The 18061-nt window shown below is 41.2% G+C and carries 16 protein-coding genes and 1 rRNA gene; 14 read left to right on the forward strand and 3 right to left on the reverse strand.

Annotation, left to right across the window (positions count from 1 at the left end; all coding sequences use genetic code 11):
* Positions 1-99: 99 nt before the first annotated feature.
* Positions 100-215: ribosomal RNA gene (rrf, locus tag BTO28_RS13075) — 5S ribosomal RNA — on the forward strand.
* 90 nt (positions 216-305) lie between these two features.
* On the opposite strand, the gene BTO28_RS13080 is transcribed toward rrf, so the two are convergent.
* Positions 306-899, reverse strand: coding sequence for a YitT family protein (locus BTO28_RS13080; protein WP_076766978.1), 594 nt, complete (start codon positions 897-899; stop codon positions 306-308).
* Between the two features lie 409 nt (positions 900-1308).
* On the opposite strand from BTO28_RS13080, the gene mntA reads away from it, so the two are divergent.
* The gene (mntA, locus tag BTO28_RS13090) at positions 1309-1716 is read left to right on the forward strand and encodes a type VII toxin-antitoxin system MntA family adenylyltransferase antitoxin (RefSeq protein ID WP_083711587.1); all 408 of its coding nucleotides are present in this window, start codon (positions 1309-1311) and stop codon (positions 1714-1716) included.
* Entirely contained in the window at positions 1706-2110 is a 405-nt protein-coding gene (gene hepT, locus BTO28_RS13095; protein ID WP_076766982.1) for a type VII toxin-antitoxin system HepT family RNase toxin, read from the forward strand. Before mntA ends, hepT begins: the two co-directional genes overlap by 11 nt.
* 847 nt (positions 2111-2957) lie before the next feature.
* Here hepT and BTO28_RS13100 read toward each other — a convergent pair.
* Complete coding sequence (locus BTO28_RS13100; protein WP_076766984.1) at positions 2958-3818, reverse strand: manganese catalase family protein; 861 nt, start codon at positions 3816-3818, stop codon at positions 2958-2960.
* 319 nt (positions 3819-4137) lie between these two features.
* Here BTO28_RS13100 and BTO28_RS13105 point away from each other — a divergent pair, with 319 nt between their 5' ends.
* From BTO28_RS13105 to BTO28_RS13145, 9 genes are all read left to right on the forward strand, one after another.
* On the forward strand, positions 4138-5007 hold the full coding sequence (locus tag BTO28_RS13105; RefSeq protein WP_083711588.1) for a 5-oxoprolinase subunit B family protein: 870 nt from the start codon (positions 4138-4140) through the stop codon (positions 5005-5007).
* Complete coding sequence (locus tag BTO28_RS13110) at positions 5004-6002, forward strand: 5-oxoprolinase subunit C family protein (protein ID WP_076766988.1); 999 nt, start codon at positions 5004-5006, stop codon at positions 6000-6002. Before BTO28_RS13105 ends, BTO28_RS13110 begins: the two co-directional genes overlap by 4 nt.
* Positions 5995-6237, forward strand: a complete 243-nt coding sequence (locus BTO28_RS13115) for an acetyl-CoA carboxylase (protein WP_076766989.1) — start codon at positions 5995-5997, stop codon at positions 6235-6237. Before BTO28_RS13110 ends, BTO28_RS13115 begins: the two co-directional genes overlap by 8 nt.
* 23 nt (positions 6238-6260) lie before the next feature.
* Positions 6261-7607 carry an acetyl-CoA carboxylase biotin carboxylase subunit gene (locus tag BTO28_RS13120; RefSeq protein ID WP_076766992.1) on the forward strand — a complete coding sequence of 449 codons (1347 nt, stop codon included), beginning with the start codon at positions 6261-6263 and terminating at the stop codon, positions 7605-7607.
* A 16-nt stretch (positions 7608-7623) separates the two neighbouring features.
* On the forward strand, positions 7624-8388 hold the full coding sequence (locus BTO28_RS13125) for a LamB/YcsF family protein (protein ID WP_076766994.1): 765 nt from the start codon (positions 7624-7626) through the stop codon (positions 8386-8388).
* Between the two features lie 224 nt (positions 8389-8612).
* A complete protein-coding gene (locus BTO28_RS13130; RefSeq protein ID WP_076766996.1) occupies positions 8613-9437 on the forward strand; it encodes an STAS domain-containing protein in 825 nt (274 codons plus the stop codon).
* Positions 9438-9608: 171 nt separating this feature from the next.
* The gene (locus BTO28_RS13135) at positions 9609-11666 is read left to right on the forward strand and encodes a sigma 54-interacting transcriptional regulator (protein ID WP_076766998.1); all 2058 of its coding nucleotides are present in this window, start codon (positions 9609-9611) and stop codon (positions 11664-11666) included.
* Positions 11667-11679: 13 nt separating this feature from the next.
* Positions 11680-12564, forward strand: coding sequence for a 5-oxoprolinase subunit B family protein (locus BTO28_RS13140; protein ID WP_076766999.1), 885 nt, complete (start codon positions 11680-11682; stop codon positions 12562-12564).
* On the forward strand, positions 12565-13542 hold the full coding sequence (locus tag BTO28_RS13145; RefSeq protein ID WP_076767001.1) for a 5-oxoprolinase subunit C family protein: 978 nt from the start codon (positions 12565-12567) through the stop codon (positions 13540-13542). It abuts the gene before it with no gap.
* 285 nt (positions 13543-13827) lie between these two features.
* Here BTO28_RS13145 and BTO28_RS13155 read toward each other — a convergent pair whose 3' ends face one another.
* Positions 13828-15252 carry a sigma-54 interaction domain-containing protein gene (locus tag BTO28_RS13155; protein WP_076767003.1) on the reverse strand — a complete coding sequence of 475 codons (1425 nt, stop codon included), beginning with the start codon at positions 15250-15252 and terminating at the stop codon, positions 13828-13830.
* A 290-nt stretch (positions 15253-15542) separates the two neighbouring features.
* On the opposite strand from BTO28_RS13155, the gene BTO28_RS13160 reads away from it, so the two are divergent.
* Together BTO28_RS13160 and ald are read left to right on the forward strand one after the other, a co-directional pair.
* A complete protein-coding gene (locus BTO28_RS13160; protein WP_198936775.1) occupies positions 15543-16886 on the forward strand; it encodes an aminotransferase family protein in 1344 nt (447 codons plus the stop codon).
* Between the two features lie 25 nt (positions 16887-16911).
* Positions 16912-18033, forward strand: coding sequence for an alanine dehydrogenase (gene ald / locus BTO28_RS13165; RefSeq protein WP_076767007.1), 1122 nt, complete (start codon positions 16912-16914; stop codon positions 18031-18033).
* The last annotated feature ends 28 nt before the right edge of the window (positions 18034-18061 follow it).

Raw genomic sequence — 18061 nt, forward strand, 5'->3', positions numbered from 1 at the left:
CTAACGGTTTTCCAAACGGAACGACATGGCGTGGTTTGCCGGTTACTTTTACGAGGATTATCTAGTTTTGAAGGAACAATTCCTTTCAATTTCATACAGTCTGGTGGCATTAGCGAAGAGGTCACACCCGTTCCCATCCCGAACACGGCAGTTAAGCTCTTCAGCGCCGATGGTAGTTGGGGGTTTCCCCCTGTGAGAGCAGGACGCCGCCAGGCATACGAGAAGAACAGCGGAAGCTGTTCTTTTTTTGTTTGTTTAAGTATGGAATTTTACAACCTTAGCATCATTAAGCATAATTTTACTTTTTATACGATTGCATAGGTAAGTCCCTTTGCTGAAATTAAGCTTGTTGCTATCCCAACAAATATAACCGTGATACATGACAACAAAACATTTCCATTAGGAATAATCATGCTCCCTGTGAAAACAATGAAAAAATCAATGCCAAAAATAATATAGCCGGGGTTTACATTTGTACGCCTAGCGAGCATGAGTGCAAGCAGGTCTGTCCCCCCGACACTCGTATTACACAAAAGCATGATCCCGATCCCGCAACCGACAGTGATCCCCCCAGCAACAGCGTATAAAAAAGGGGCATGAAACAGCTCTCCAATCGAATGCAATGGATAAAATAAATCGATCATAAAAGATGAAAAAATCATGCCGTGAAGACTGTTATAAAAAAAAGGGCGGTTATAAATCCATGCGAAGATAAAAATAGGCGTACTAATTAAAATAACAACTAAACCGACTTGTGCCCCTGTCAAATAGTGAGAAATGAGTCCAATTCCAATCGTGCCGCCGTCTAATAATTCAGAAGGTACGAGAAAAAAGTTCACACCAATCGCTAATAAAATACTGCCGATGATGATGGAAATCGCTTTATGTAAAAAAATCATAAAACCCCACCTTTTAGAATTGTGATTTTCTTGATGTATATGATTTGTCTATTGATAAAGTGATGGAAGATTTAACAACGTTCTTTCTAATCAACATATTAATCCTTTTTCGTAAAATAAAATGAAAGGGGAGAGTGATATTGAGTTTTTATTTTGATTTGAATGTAATAAATAATATTTTGTTCACTTTTTTTCAAAACGGCGTTTGGGTTTTAGGATTCTTTTATTTATTAAATAAACTATTTGTAAATAAGAAGCTTTTAAAATTTTCAAAAGTAGTCGTGATCTTTGTTTTAGCTTTCTTCTTATTCTTTTCATTTGCAGCGAATATGTAACGTGGAAGGCGATCTTTGCGGACGTTAGGGGAAAAGTTGGGTATAATGTATATTATTCTTTGGGGGTGATTTTCTTGCATTCAGAATTAGTTCAAACCATCCAAAACTTTTTAATCAAACACATAAATCCGTCGTTTATTATCGTTTTTGGTTCTTATGCAAAAGGAACAACACATAAAGAAAGCGATATTGATATTGCATTTTACTGCAAGGGTCATTCCCCGACATCATATGAGCTATTTATGTTGGCGCAGGAACTGGCTGACTTACTTAAAATAGAGGTGGATCTTGTCAATCTTCGAACGGCATCCACCGTTTTCCAGGCGCAAATTTTCTCAACGGGAAAAGTCATTTTTTGCGAGGATGAAACTTTAAGAATGAACATGCAAATGACCGCTCTGAGCATGTACGCAAAGCTAAATGAAGATCGAATGCCAATTTTAAACAATGTAGATGAAAGCGGGTCTATTTATGAAAAATGATGTCATCCTAAATAAAGTCAGTGTCATTGAACGATGTTTAAAAAGAATTCAGGAAGTGTATGAAAACGATCCAGTCAACTTGGAGAATTTTACAAAGCAGGATTCGATCGTTTTAAATATCCAGAGAGCATGTGAAGCGGCAATTGACCTTGCTATGCATATAGTGGCTGTAGAGCGGCTCGGACTTCCTCAAACGAGCAGAGAAGCATTTGATATGCTGCATTCTAAATCTATTATTGATGAGGAAACAGCCGGACGGCTAAAAGCGATGGTTGGTTTTCGAAACATTGCAGTCCATGATTATCAAACAATCAACCTAGACATTTTAAAGCAAATTGTTGATAAGCATCTGGGGGATTTTACGCAATATACGAAACAGATTCTTAAATACTAAATAACCATAATAATATTATGTAAATATTAAATAGTATCCAATGAAACCTATGGAGGTAATCATCATATAAACGATTAACAGAAAAGGAATGCAGACTCTTGCTGCATCCTTTTTTATTATTCTTTAAAAAATCCAGTTCTCTGATGAAACGGAATCTCAGATTTAAAATTGAATTTGAACTCCTCTGCCATTGAGGCAATGGCATATGCGGACGAATTGATTTCTGCCATAGACGCAAGCTGTTCCTGTCTAGAAGGCTGCTATATCCAGAAAGCATTCGTCTGTGAACACGTGGAAATATCTTTTGCCGAGTTGTATAGTATACTTCTTCTACACTAGTTGATTTCTTGTGAACGTTCAGAAAGCAAGCCAATTACTTTATTTAATTCGTTAACCTAATCATGAATAAACCTCATTTGATGTAAATTTTCCTTCAATGGATTAATTGCCGTCTTCTGCTTCTGCTTCTGTTTCTATAGATAGTTCTAAACACTTGTCGAGCTCTCTGAAAATCAGCCATTTTCATAATTTATATCTGTTTCAATATCTTGAATAATTCCACTTAACACAGAAACATTTTCAATTACATATTCGCAGGAATTGTTCGTATGTTTCATATTGTTGTAAAGAACAGATTGATCTCCACGCTTGTTTTTGGACCCGTTAAACTATCCTAAATAAAACGCAGCGCCAATTAATCCTCTTGAAAATGAATGAATCGACATTCAACACAGGACTGAATAAAAGCCTGCAAATGGTTTGAGTGTTTTTTTATTAGAATCACTCCCTTTTTAAGTAGAAAGGAGTGATTCACTCAATATACCGACTGTAATTTCTGTAATGTTGATTAGAGGTCCATATCTTTAAGGCCTGGGCTATGTTCATTCGGCATTTCAGGAAGCTCGGGCACCGGGAACCCTTCTGGAGGGTCAACTACCTGTAATGTGCCGCCGTTTCTGCTTGGCGATTCACCTTGAAAGATTTCGGCGATGCGTGTCGAGTCAAGCCTGAAATTAAATTGAGCGTTGTGAAAGCCCATTTCCCCATACTTTCTGCATTCAGGGTATTTGTTGATATCATAATTAGGGACAGGGAAAAGTTTTGCCCAATCGACTCCTAATGTTTCCAGCGCTTTCGCAAAAGCGTTTTGATGGGCATTATCACGCACAATGAGGAAAGCGAGCGTTTCTCTAAATGCTTTATTTGTACTCATCTCGTAAATTCTGCTCTTTTGAAGAACTCCTGTCGATTCCAGCACCAAGTTGTCAAGAAGATCACCGATTAGATTGCCGTGGCTGTACACGTAGCTCCCCAACCATGGATTTCCGGCTGCATCAACGGGCAAAGAAGATTGAGCGCCAATGATAAAATGATGCGGATTCACATTATCATGCAAAACCGCTTCATTCAGCGGTGCGCCATCTGGTGCTTCATTTCCGACACCAGGCTCCCCGGATCCATTCAACAGTTGATTGATGGTTGTTTGAACGAGTTCAACATGACTGATTTCTTCAACAAAAACGCCTCTTAATAAATCCCGGTATTGCTTTTCTTTCCCACGGAAATTGGAACTTTGAAAAAAGTATTGCATCATCGTTCTCATTTCACCAAAACGGCCCCCAAGTATTTCTTGAAGAACTTTTGCCGCTGCCGGATCCGGACCATCCGGCACAATCAAATTGATGAGATCTTCTTTGTAAAAATACATGCGTCATCCTCCATAACATTCAATTTTCACTTTCTTACTATTTGAAGAAAATCAATAATTATACGTGCAAAGACAGTTCATTACCAATTGCTTTTCTACAGATGGTGAGGAAGGCTGAGGCTATATTTGTTCTCAATTATTACACGAACCTAAATTTCAACATTGAAATAACTAGTTTCAATTTTGAAATTAAAAATTGTAATGCGCTTTCAATAGTTGGAAAAGTCGAATAAATTACAGATATTAATCTTGGCACGAATATTGCAATTAAGGAAAAGAAGGATGAAATGTTCTATATAAATGAGTGAGGTGAATGTTGATGCCCCGTTACGAATATGGCGGTGATGAGTTTATTTTTGTTGAATTGGCAGAAGAAATGAGTTTGGAAGTCAACTTTCAGGCGATGGCAATTACAAAGAAGCTTCGAGAGGAAAATGCAGCGGACATACTCGACATTTGTCCATCAAATGCATCCTATATGGTTCGGTTTAACCCGGATAGCATTCATCCGGATGCCCTTATTTCAAAACTGAAAGAATTAGAGAAATCGGTTTCAATGGATGATTTTGAAATAACTTCTAGGCTCGTGGATGTTCCGATTTTATTCGAAGATCCGTGGACTCATGAAGCACTTATTCGGTTTAGGGACCGTCACCAGGATCCGGAGTCAACCGATCTTGAATATGTAGCGCGCATAAATGGATTTGAATCGACAGATGCCTTAATTAAAGGGATTACGGACTATCCTTATCTTGTATCGATGATCGGTTTTGTGCCGGGTCTGCCATGGTGTTATCAAATGGTTCCTCGTGAAAAGCAGATTGAAGCACCGAAGTATGTACGCCCGAGAACTTTCACTCCTGAAAGAGCGTTTGGTTTTGGCGGTGCATTTGCCGTTATTTATCCTGTACAGGGTGCCGGGGGCTATCAATTGTTTGGCATTGCGGCGGCGCCTATTTTCGAAAAAGATTCAAAGCTGGTTGATTTCAAAGAAGACATGACGTTTCCGAGGCAGGGGGACATCTTCAGATATAGAAGCATTACGAGAGAAGAGTATGACTCAATCCGTCAGCAGGTAGAAGAGGGTACGTTCCGTTATGTAACGAAAGATATTACGTTTAAAGCGCAAGATGTTCTCGAAAATCCTAAGGCGTTTTCTGATGATGTGTTAAGGAGGTTGTATTCATGATAAAAGTAAAAAATCCGGGTCTTCAAACAACCGTTCAAGACTATGGAAGGATCGGCTTTTATGAAGTAGGGATGCCCCCTTCAGGAGCAATGGATAAGTACTCTTACACGGCTAGCAATCTACTAGTTGGAAATGATGAAAACGCGGCAGTGCTTGAAGTCACCTATCTCGGTCCGGTGCTTGAATTTCAGCAGGATGCAGTCATTGCCATTACAGGTGGTGAAATTCCTCCAAAAATAAATGGGGAACCGGTCTCTATGTGGGAAACATTGTCCATCAAAGCGGGGGACGAATTGTCCTTTGATTTTGTGAAGGGAGGGGCACGGGTATATCTTGCTGTTGCAGGGGGGATTGATGTTCCACAAATTATGGATTCCCGGTCTACATATACACTTTGCGGGATTGGCGGCCTTGAAGGGCGTGCCCTTCAAGCGGGGGATGTGCTTCAAGTTGGCACCGATCACCATCACGTGGTGAAATCGGGCACACGCATTCTAGAAGAGCTCATTCCTGTATTTTCTAAACGGCACGAAATCCGTGTAGTCATCGGGTTGTGCAGCTACCGGCTGACGGAAGAAAGCAAGGAGCGGTTTTTCTCGATCGATTGGACCGTTACGCCGGAAGCGAACCGGGTTGGATATCGTTTTAAGGGTGAGCGGCTGAACTTTGTGGAGCGCGAGCAGCCGTTTGGGGCCGGAAGCAATCCATCTAACGTTGTTGATTTGGGATACCCGATTGGATCCATTCAGGTGCCGGATGGCATAGAACCGATCGCCTTATTAAACGATGCGGTTACGGGCGGTGGATATGCGACGGTATGTACAATTATCAGCACAGATTTAAACAAGATGGCTCAAATAAAAACGAATGAAAAGGTCCGCTTCATTCCCGTTGCCATCGAAGAAGCGCTTCAGGCAAGAAAGGAACATAAACAGAAGATTCTTCAAATGAAAAAGCATATAGAAGGAAACTTGGAGGGACAAATGAATGGCTAAATCTATCGTATCACCAATCCCGGGTGTGTTTTACCGCAGACCGGCTCCAGATAAAGATGTATTTGTAAAAGAAGGCGATCAGGTCAAAGCGGACGATGTGATTGGACTAGTCGAAGTAATGAAAAATTTCTATGAAATCAAGGCGGAAGCAGATGGAGTGATTGAACGCTTTCTTGTGGAAGAGGAAGGGCTGCTCGATTCTGGCCAAGAGATTGCCATTTTGATTGAGAAATAACTAGTTTGGGATGGAGGAAAAAGATGACGTATTTCAAGAAGGTTTTAATTGCAAACAGAGGGGAAATTGCAAGACGAATTATCCGCACTTGCCATGAATTGGGGATTCATACTGTAGCGGTTTATTCTGAGGCAGATGCGCAAGCCCCTTTTGTAAATGAAGCGACAGAAGCTGTATGCATCGGTCCAGCACAGGCGAAAAAAAGTTATTTAAACATAGAAAAGATTATTCAAACGGCAAAAGAAACGAAGGCGGAAGCGATCCATCCGGGGTATGGATTTTTATCCGAGAATCCGGAATTTGTCATTCGCTGCCAGGAAGAAAACATTGTTTTTATCGGTCCGGAAGCAGCAAAGATGAAACTGATGGGAAGCAAACTGGAATCACGTATTCAAATGCAAAAAGCGGGTGTTCCAGTTGTGCCAGGCTCTGATACGAGCCTTGGCTCAATTGAAGAAGCCCTTACAGTGGCGGAAGAACTCGGCTATCCGCTCATGCTGAAAGCAAGTGCTGGCGGCGGAGGAATCGGTATGAAGCTCGTTGAAAATCGGGAAGAATTAATAAAAGCATTTGATGAAACAATTAAGAAAGCGGTTTCTTTTTTTAATGACGGAGCGGTCTTTCTTGAAAAATGGATATCTAAACCACGTCATATCGAAGTACAAATAGCGGCAGATGTTTATGGGAATGTGGTGCACTTATTCGAACGGGAGTGTTCCGTCCAGCGCAGAAACCAAAAGGTGGTGGAGGAAAGCCCTTCTCCATTTCTTGATGAAAACTTGAGAAAAGAACTATTGGAGACAGCGGTACGCGGAGTAAAGGAAATCGGCTATACAAATGTTGGGACAATGGAATTTATTTTTGATGAAAATCAAAACTTTTATTTCCTTGAAATGAACACACGTCTTCAAGTTGAACATCCTGTCACGGAGGAAATTACCGGTATAGACTTAGTAGAGTGGCAGTTGAAAATCGCCGCTGGCGAAAAACTTCCTGCCTCTCAAGAGGAAATTCAAATGACAGGTCATGCAATAGAATGCAGACTCTATGCAGAGGATCCAAATACTTATTTTCCTTCACCGGGAACGATCAGCCGGCTTGCATTGCCTGAACAGAATATCAGGCTAGATTTTGCTGTTGCAGAGGGAAGTGTGGTCTCCCCTTTTTATGACCCGATGATCGGAAAAATCATTGTGCATGGAGTTAATCGGCAAACGGCGATTGAAACGATGGAGCGAACACTCGAACATATAGAAGTAGAAGGCCTGACAACTAATCTGCCTCTTCTTGAACGAATCATGAAAAATGATCTTTTTACCGCAGGAGATTATACAACACAGTTATTAGCAGAACAAAAAGTACAGAGTTAAGAAAGGTGGGGTTTTGATGTATAAAGTAGATTTGAACTGTGATATGGGTGAGAGTTTTGGCCTTTATGAATTAGGCAACGATGAAGAAATGATGCCATATATCACGTCTGCAAATATTGCCTGCGGGTATCACGGCGGGGATCCGCATGTAATGAGGAAAACAGTTGAGTTAGCAAGAAAATATGACGTCGCCATTGGAGCTCACCCGGGATTCCCGGATTTGCTGGGATTTGGGCGCCGCCAATTGGCTTGTACAACATCGGAAGTCAAGGATTACCTGACGTATCAAGTCGGTGCGTTACGTGAATTTGTCCGAGTAGCAGGTGGTGAAATTCAGCACTGCAAGCCGCACGGTGCTTTGTTTATGAGAGCAATGGAGGATAAAGAACTTGCGCGTGCCATACTAGAGACCGTTCATGATATTGATCCGGAAATGGTTGTCTATGCTTTAAACCAATCGGCAGTGCTGGAAGAAGCAATAAAAATGGGAATCCCTGTTGCGAAGGAAACTTATTCTGATCGGGAGCATACGGCAAATGGGTCTATTGTGATGACGAGAAAAGGGTCTCAAATTCAAGATTATGAAACGATGGCTCAGCGTGTAGTCCGGATGGTTAAAGAGGGGAAAGTGCTTACAAATAACGGACAGGACGTTTCCGTTACAGCAGAGACGGTTTGCATTCATGGCGATACGCCTGGAGCCCCCGACCTTGCAAGAGCAATTGTAGAAGCCTTAAAAACGGCTGGTGTAGAGGTAGCAGCTATTAAAAATATTATTTAAAATCGAATTCCGATAAATGAAAAAGCATGTTTTGAAAAATGAAATCAAAACATGCTTTTTCCTTTTCATTATTTTTGATTCTTCTAAAACTCATTAGTTAAATGAGGATCCGTACAAAAATACCCCCTATATTGCAAAATATGTAAAAATACAAATTTAAATTTACTACTTTTTATGTTTTAATAAAAGATAGCAGCACGTACATAAACAAGGGGGAGTTTGAATTGGAAGACACATCTCAACATTCTGTTAAACTAAAGGAGTTTTTTGGGGAAAATAGTCGGGAATTTGAAAAGAAGTTATTATCAGAGGCTGTCAATGTAAAAGATAAAATTGATGAGATTCTAGCCATTGGTAATATCGACCTTGTCAATAATGCCCATAAGCTGGTTGTTTATATAATTGACGGGAAAGAAAAAGAACTACAATTGTTTGCAAAACAAGAAGGAATAGCGTGGGCGAGCCATTCCATTGACCTATCATTCAAATTGGAGTGGGTACAAGCCATCCGCAGGACGCTGTGGAATTTCTTAGAACAGTATAACGCATTAGTAAATGAACAGATACCCCTGAACTTTTTTAAGCTGGAAAAGGAAATTAATACGCGGGTCGATGCATTTTTAAATACCTTTTTTATTAGTTATTCTACATATAAAGATTCCCTGATTATGGCACATAGAAAGTTAGTTGAAAATCTGTCCGTTCCTATCATTCCGATCAATACCTCTGTTTGTATTTTACCTTTGATTGGTTCTGTTGATGTTTTTCGTACTTCTATCCTTGAGGAAAAGGTTCTGAATGAGATTGGGATATCCCGCATCCAAACCTTGATCATGGATTTATCAGGAATCGCGGATATGGAAGCCGAGGTCATTGACCATTTAATGAAAATTATCGATGCTGCTTCCTTGATGGGATGTAACACGGTCATTACAGGATTTAGAGCAGAAGTAGTGAAGAAAATGATAAAACTCGGAATAACATTCGATCCTAAGACAAAAACACTGGGCACGCTTCAGCAAGCATTAAATGAATACTTAATAATATAAACGTTCAGCATTCCTTATTTGGATAAGTATGACAGTTCCGTTAAAGCTCCCTCTAATGGGGGCTTTTTTCCCAATGATAAGTTTGAAAAAATGTGAAAAAAGTTTAAATAAAACAAGATGCTCTTTTATAATGGAATAAATGGGACATGTTTATAGGATAGGAGTGGTAGTTTGATCATCTGGAAAGATATTCTCGAGTCCGTATCAGCTGCTGTCGATATCCATCAAACCATCGGGGACACTATGCGAAAATTGACCGATAAGGGAGAAAGTACGGCGCTGGTAATGGATGGCGGATTATTGGTTGGGTATACGACAATCAAATTATTAACGGATCGTTTAATCGAAACACATGATTTTAAGCTGGAGATCCCATATAAAAATGATATTTTAAAAGTCCCACAGACCTCTCCTGTAGAATTTTTTCATAATGTTTCACTCATTATTGGGGAGGATGATGAAAAAAATATTACAGGGTATAGTACCATTGAGCATGCTCACAAAAAATTAAACGAATTAAAATTTACCCGCTTAAATGAGCTGTTGAACGGTGCAGGAGTAGGGATGATTCGGACGAATACACAGTTCGAAATTGAATTCATTAATGAAGAGGCAGAAAGCATTCTAGGGTTGCCTGAATCGTTTCTATTATCTAGAAATTATAAAACTCTATTAACGATTGATAAAGATTTAGATAAGGTAATGGATGGCGAAACAATTGTAAGCGTTAACAGTTCCCTGAACTTTAAACAGATGAGCGGTAATTTTTACCCGCTTAAGATAGGTGAGAAAATTACCGGTCTCGTACATATTTTCTTTTTGCGGGAAACGTTTGTAGAAGCGGTACAGGAACTGGACTTTGTTCGTAACTTGTACTCGGATTTACAGGCTGTTTATGCTTCTTCCCAGGAACAGATTATTGTCATTGATAACACAGGGGAAATTATTCGTGCGGCCGGAACATTTTTAGAGAAGTTCTGGCAAGTGGACAAACCTGAAGATATTATCGGAAAGGATATAAGTGAGTTTTCCAAAAAGAATCTCTTTCAGCCTGACGTCTTTGACCTATGTGTGAAACAAAAGAAAAAAGTGACCGCAATCCAGGAATCGAACAGTGACAGAAGAATCTGGTCGGTCGCTACACCTGTTTATCATGAAGGGAATTTGGAGAAAGTGGTGATCCTCTCACGAGATATAACACAGGAAGAGCCATCCTTTCTTGAAGAAAAAGAGTCAACCAGAATGCTGACGCAGGAGAATGGAAAAAAGGGAGTTAACGATAAAGAAAAACAGCTCGTTTATCGTTCCCAAAAAATCGATAAGCTGCTGGCCAATTTAAAACGAGTGGCCAAGCTGCATTCTACGATCTTATTAGAAGGGGAATCAGGCGTCGGGAAAGAAATCTTTGCCTATAACATTCATATGGAAAGTTCCCGCAGTAATCAACCGTTGATTCGGGTGAATTGCGGGGCGATACCGGAACAGCTGATCGAAAGTGAATTATTTGGATATGAAAAAGGCGCTTTTACAGGCGCCAGTCAAAAGGGAAAAGCGGGATTATTTGAAGTAGCTCACAGAGGGACGCTGTTTCTGGATGAAATCGGAGAACTCCCATTTAATATGCAGGTAAAACTCCTGCGTGTACTACAGGAAAAAGAAGTAACAAGAATTGGCGGGGTTGAGACGATTCCAGTCGACGTACGGATTGTGACAGCAACTAATAGGGACTTAAAGGAACTCGTGGAGCGGGGAGATTTTCGAGAAGACCTTTACTACCGGTTGAATGTCATTCCTTTTCGAATACCACCGCTGAGGGATCGAAAAGAAGACATTCTCCCATTAGCCATCCATTTTTTTGAACATTTTAAACAAATGTATGATATTAAGAAGAGCTTCACACCTGAAGCACTTGATGTGCTTGAAACCTACGGCTGGCCAGGAAATGTAAGAGAGCTTCAAAATATTATAGAACGGCTGATTGTGCTGAATGAGGACGAATGGTTGCATAGGGAGCACGTTTTGGAGTCTCTTTACGGAGAAAAGAGCAAAAGAAAAAAACAGCTGTTTGTTCATGACTTGATGCCTCTGAAAGAAGCGGTGGAAGAGCTGGAAACCCAATTAATCGAAAGAGGAATTCAAAAGTACAGAACGGCCGCAAAAGTCTCTGAAGTATTGGGCGTAAGTCCGGCCACAATTAGCAGACGAATGAAGAAAAAGCAGCAAGGGTAAAGGGGGGAATGAATTGTTTAACCTGCCTGAAACGAGTTTTAACTTTGGAGGAGATGAATATATTTACGCTGAAATTTCGCGTGACATGAGAGTGGAAAGCAACTTTAAAGCGCTTGCCATTACAGAAGAAGTAAGAAAGCGGAACATTCCGGGTATTATTGACGTTGTGTCCTCAAATGCATCCTATCTCGTCCGCTATAATCCGGATGTTATTTCAGCTAGAGATTTGCTAGTTTATTTAAAAGAGATTGATTTAACGAAAAGTGATCCGGCTAGGCTGCATTTACCTGTGCGAATCGTGGAAATACCGACATGGTACGACGATCCGGTTACACAGGAATATTCCCGCCGTTTTCAAAACAGACATCCGGAACCGGGATTATCCAATTTTGAGTATGTGATGAAAGTAAACGGGTTTACAGACAAAGAAGCGTTCATTGAGCGGCATTCCCAAACACCGTATTTGATTACAATGGTTGGCTTCTTGCCGGGAACGGCCTGGCATTTCCCGCTTTCGCATCATCAAAATAATATCATTCAATCACCAAAATACGATAGCCCCCGTACAGATACGCCTGAACGGGCAATTGGGCTTGGCGGAGCTTTTAATGTAATCTATCCGGTCAATGGACCAGGAAGTTACCAGTTGATTGGCCGTTCAGCTGTTCCAGTAGTGGATCCAACAAAACGTTTGGCAGACTTAATGGAAACATCGTTTCTGGCCCGGCCGGGAGATATATGGAAGTACCGGCCGATAACTGAGCAGGAGTACAATCAAATTAAAGTGGAGACAGAAGAGGGAGGGTATCGTTACAAAATGAAAAACATTATGCTCTCTCCCCTTGAATATCTCGAAAAGGGCGAAACATACATACGTGAACTGATGGAGGATTTCTAAATGCTCGAAGTGAAAGAAGCCGGTTTGTGGACAACGGTACAGGATATGGGAAGAGTCGGACAGTACCATCTGGGCGTTCCGCCATCTGGGGCAGCCGATAAATATTCCTATATGATTGGCAATCTTCTTGTCGGCAATCCAATTGAATTCGCCGCGCTTGAGATGACATTACTTGGCGGTACGTTCTTTTTTCAACAACAAACATTAATTGCTTTAACCGGTGCGCCGATGGATGCCTATTTAAATGAACGGCCGATCCCTTTTTGGCAAGCGTTTACAGTGAAAGAAGGAGACCTTTTGAAAATAACTTCGTGTGCAAAAGGAGTAAAAAGCTATCTTTGTATATCCGGAGGCATCGATGTTCCAGAGGTTCTTGGAAGCAAATCAACCTACGAATTAAGCCGTATTGGCGGTTTTTACGGGAGAAAGCTAGTCACTGGTGATATGCTAAACATTCATGAGCCTCTTCCAGGGGCATTTAAACAGGCAGGGAAATCTGTTCCGCTTGAATTCGTTCCTGCCTTTTCTAATTTTCAAGAACTGCGGCTCATCGTTGGGTTATCAAGTTATTTAGTAAGCGACAGCGGTGTCAAAACGTTTCTTAGTTCAGAGTGGACGGTTTCACCCGAATCGAATCGTTTAGCATATCGTTATAAAGGTCCGCGTTTATCCTTTACCGAACATCACCCTCCATTTGGCGCAGGAAGCAGTTTTTCAAACGTGGTCGATTTTGCTTATCCAATTGGATCTGTTATGTTTACGAATGAAGAGGAGCTGATTGTTTTACACAATGATGCCACAACAGGCGGAGGATTTGTCACCATTGGCACGGTCATTAGCCAGGACATGGATTTGGTAGCGCAGTCAAGACCATTTTCAACCTGTCATTTTGTGACGGTAACAATTGACCAGGCTATTCAGATACGTACGGAAAGAAGAAAAAAGATTGAACACTTGGTTCAGCTGCTGGGTCGGTAACAAGAAAGTTGTTTTGTTTTTGTTTTAATACCACACATCACACCGTCCGGTTTTTCGGACGGTGAATGCAGTACTCACAAATGAATTTTCCTTCATTTTGCAAATGAGCCTTTATTTCAGCCATACCTTTCCGCTTTGGTAACGCATCTTTCCGAAAACTCCATCATTCTCTTTTACTTCTTGATCACATTCAGTACATGTTGGTATTAATTTAAACATGGATATCCCCCAAAAAAACGAAGTATGATTAGTTATTACGAGTAACGATGTTAAAAGGCTCCATGTTCAGCAAGGATTCGTTTTCGTGTCTCCAAAGTGATCTTTATATTTCTTTAACTTGTAAATGACAGAAGGCTGGCTGATGCCTAAATAATCAGCCATTTCGTACGTGGTTTTACATTGTTGATACGCTTTCTCAATTAAGCGTTTTTCCACTTCTTCAAGTGTTTTTTTCAAATCTTGCTTTCCCTCAGCCTCTTGTTCGATTGACCATCGTTCTTGATTTTCTCCATTATCCATACCTCGAATGGAAGAAGGGAGGTGCTTCGGATAAATAGTGGTTTCCTCTGTCGTTAAAATTAATCGTTCGACTAAGTTTTCTAATTCTCGTATATTCCCTGGCCATTCATAATGCACCAAAATATCGTAAGTAGAGGGATGGAACGTTTTCTCCATCTGATACTTATCATTAGTATGTTGAACATAATGCTGAATTAATATCGGGATATCTTCTTTCCGCTCGCTCAATGCTGGGATTTGTATAGGAATGACGTGTAACCGATAATATAAATCCAGTCGAAAAGTTCCCTGCTCGACCATTTTGTCTAAGTTTTGATTTGTCGCAGTAATTAAACGGAAATCAATATGCTGTTCCTTTTTCCCGCCAATCCTCATTATCTTTTTTTCCTGGATCACCTTTAGCAGCTTTGCCTGCATCGCCATCGGCAGTTCCCCGACCTCATCTAAGAATAACGTACCTCCATCTGCCTGCTCTATTAAACCTTGTTTTCCATTCTTGGCGGCCCCTGTAAAAGCACCGTGCTCATAACCAAATATTTCAGATTCAAACAAGCTTTCAGGAATCGTGCTGCAGTTGACCTCAATAAACGGCTCTTTCTCCCGGTTGCTTTTTTTATGGATGGAACGGGCAACCGTACTTTTCCCTACTCCGGATGGTCCTAATAACAGAATGTTTGCATCTGTTTTTGCTACTCCATGTACAGTCTTTAAAATTTGCTGCATCACAGCGCTTCTAACCAAAATAGAGTGCTGGACAAATTCTTTTCCCCTAAGCTCTTCTACTTCTGTTTGATACCCTTTTACTTTTCGTTCCAGCTGCTTATATTGCTCCTGTAATTTCCAAATTTCGGTTTGATCCTGGCTGTAACTAATGACTCGAACTAAGCTTCCTTCTTCGTTAAAAACTGGGTAGCCGGTTGACATGACAACACGGCCCGTCTTCGTATGCTGCATAATGCGGGAAGGTTTTTTTTCTTTTAGAACGATCGCATTGATCGAAGGAGATAGAAGCCCTTCTTCTTCAAGCTGGTAAACAGATTTTCCTATGTATTGATCCGGTTTCATCCCATAAATAGACCAATGGTCAGGATGAGATCGTAAAATAATGCCCTTTTCGTCTGTTATGGTGATGTTATTGTTGGATGTTTCAATTATTTTCTGTAATTCCATTTCAAGCGTTATATTGTCCATATATAAGCCCACCTAACAAGAAATAATGAGAGATTCGAACTACACGCTGCATCAATTCACAGACAGTTCCTTCTAAATATAATTAAAATATAAATCAAAAAGATAGAAATAATCAATAAATGAATCAATCTTCTTTTATTTGATCAAATAGTTAATCAATCCTTGCAAACTATATCGATTTCTCTGCTTTTTTTCGACTATAAGTAAGTTGGCACGAGAATTGCAATAAATACTGTAGAGAAATCAAATAGAAATTCATCTCATAGGTTCTATACATGGAAAGGGTGTTAATGATGACAAACTTGAAATTAATTCAAGAGTTAACGGAGTTAGATAAAAAGCACTTTCTTCATCCAACCTCGCCAATTGAACAGCAGCAAGAACAGGGGGCAGCCTTTATTTTTACAGAAGGCAACGGAGTTCATCTTCATGATCTAGCGGGAAATACAGTCATTGATGGCATGTCCTCCCTCTGGAATGTAAATGTCGGGCATGGCAGAAAAGAGTTAGGACAGGCCGCTATGGATCAAATGTCAACATTAGCGTTCACCTCCTGTTTTGCCACATTCAGCAATGAACCTGCTATCCGGCTGGCGGAGAAGCTTTCGCACATTGCCCCTGGTGACTTGAGTGCCACATTTTTCACGTCTGGCGGTTCAGAGGCGAATGATACAGCTTACAAACTTGCCAGGCATTATTGGATTTTAAAAGGACAAGAAAACCGAAAAAAAATTATTTCACGGACGAAATCCTATCACGGTGTCGCAATGGGGGCAACAAGTGCTACAGGTCTAAAACCTTTTCGGGATTTTACCAACTCGTTGGCACCTGATTTCTGTTATGTGGATCATGCCTCCAGCCAGTCTTTGCGTGAAGTGATTGAAGCGGAAGGGCCCGAGACGATTGCGGCGTTTATTGCAGAACCAGTACAGGGGGCAGGCGGCGTTCATGTGGCGCCGGTAAACTACTTTAAAGAAGTTCGAGCTATCTGCGATGAGTACGACATTTTGTTTATTACGGATGAAGTGATTACGGGATTTGGACGGACAGGAACGTATTTTGGCATGGAGCATTATGGGGCAGCACCTGATATGATGTGCTTCGCAAAAGGGGTAACGAGCGGCTACGTTCCACTGGGCGGCGTAATGCTCTCAGAACGGATTCATCAAGAATTCACAGAGCTGTCCAAAGGTACACTCCTGCATGGATATACGTATAGCGGACATCCAACGGCCTGCGCTGTAGCAATAAGAAACCTTGAAATCATTGAACAGGAGCATTTGATCGCAAATGCAAAAGCAATGGGAGAAGAGATGCTAAATGGCTTCAAGTGGATCCAGAGTGAGAGGGAAATTGTAGGGGAAGTAAGAGGACTTGGATTAATGGGTGGCATTGAAATCGTGAAAAATCAGCACACGCAAGAGAGATTTCAGGCACCATTAGTTCCGCAGATTGTAGCGGAGGCAGCAAAACGCGGGCTCATTTGCCGTTCAGTTGTGTTTGATGGACAAGATACGCTTGTTTTTGCCCCGCCGCTTGTCATCAACAAAAGAGAGATGAGCCAATTAATTGAAATCCTAAATGATTCTATCCAGGCTATTGAAAAAGGAATGATGAAAGGGAACATTCAATAAAAAAATCTAAGGAGTGAAGAATGACATGATCATAGGTGTGCCGAAAGAAATCAAGAATAACGAAAATCGGGTAGGGATCACCCCGGCTGGCGTAACAGCGTTTCGTAAAAGTGGTCATGAGGTTTGGATTGAAACACAAGCCGGGTTAGGGAGCGGCTATACGGATCAGGACTATATCGAAGCAGGGGCCAATATTGCATCATCGGCAAAGGAAGCATGGGCAGCAGACATGGTCATCAAGGTAAAAGAACCGTTGCCAGGGGAATATGGCTTTTTCCGTGAGGAATTAATTTTATACACTTATTTACACCTTGCACCAGAACCTGAACTAACGAAAGCATTAGTTGACAACAAAGTAGTGGCGATTGCTTATGAGACGATTCAACTGGACAACGGGGCACTGCCTTTATTAACTCCTATGAGTGAAGTGGCTGGAAGAATGTCGGTACAGATTGGCGCTCAATTTTTGGAGAATTCGAAGGGAGGAAAAGGGATTCTTCTCGGTGGCGTCCCTGGCGTTGCTCCGGGGAATGTCGTCATAATCGGAGGCGGCATTGTCGGAACAAATGCGGCGAAAATGGCCATAGGTCTAGGCGCGAATGTTACGATTTTGGATGTAAATATCGACCGGCTCCGCCAGCTGGAGGATCTATTTCAGGGTCGGGTTAAAACAATTGCTTCGAACAGCTATAACATAGCAGAGGCAGTTAAAGAAGCAGATTTACTAATTGGAGCCGTTCTCATTCCTGGAGCACGGGCCCCTCAGTTAGTGACAGAGGAAATGATTAAAACTATGCAGCCTGGGTCTGTTGTGGTGGACGTTGCGATTGACCAGGGAGGTTCGATCGAAACCGTTGATCATATTACTACTCACAAAGATCCTACCTATGAAAAACATGGTGTGGTCCACTATGCCGTTGCCAATATGCCAGGTGCAGTGGCTCGAACTTCAACCTTGGCGCTGACCAATGTAACCATCCCATATGGTGTACAAATCGCCAACAAGGGATACAGACAGGCGGCATTAGAAAATAAAGCTCTGTCAAAAGGAATAAATGTAGTCAATGGAGCCGTCACCTACAAAGCTGTAGCGGAAGCACATGGTTATCCTTATACAAAAATCAATGATATGCTGGGAATTAAATAATTTTACAAAGCCTCATGAAAAAGAACAC

It is taken from the genome of Domibacillus epiphyticus, assembly GCF_001975785.1.
Taxonomy (GTDB): domain Bacteria; phylum Bacillota; class Bacilli; order Bacillales; family Domibacillaceae; genus Domibacillus; species Domibacillus epiphyticus.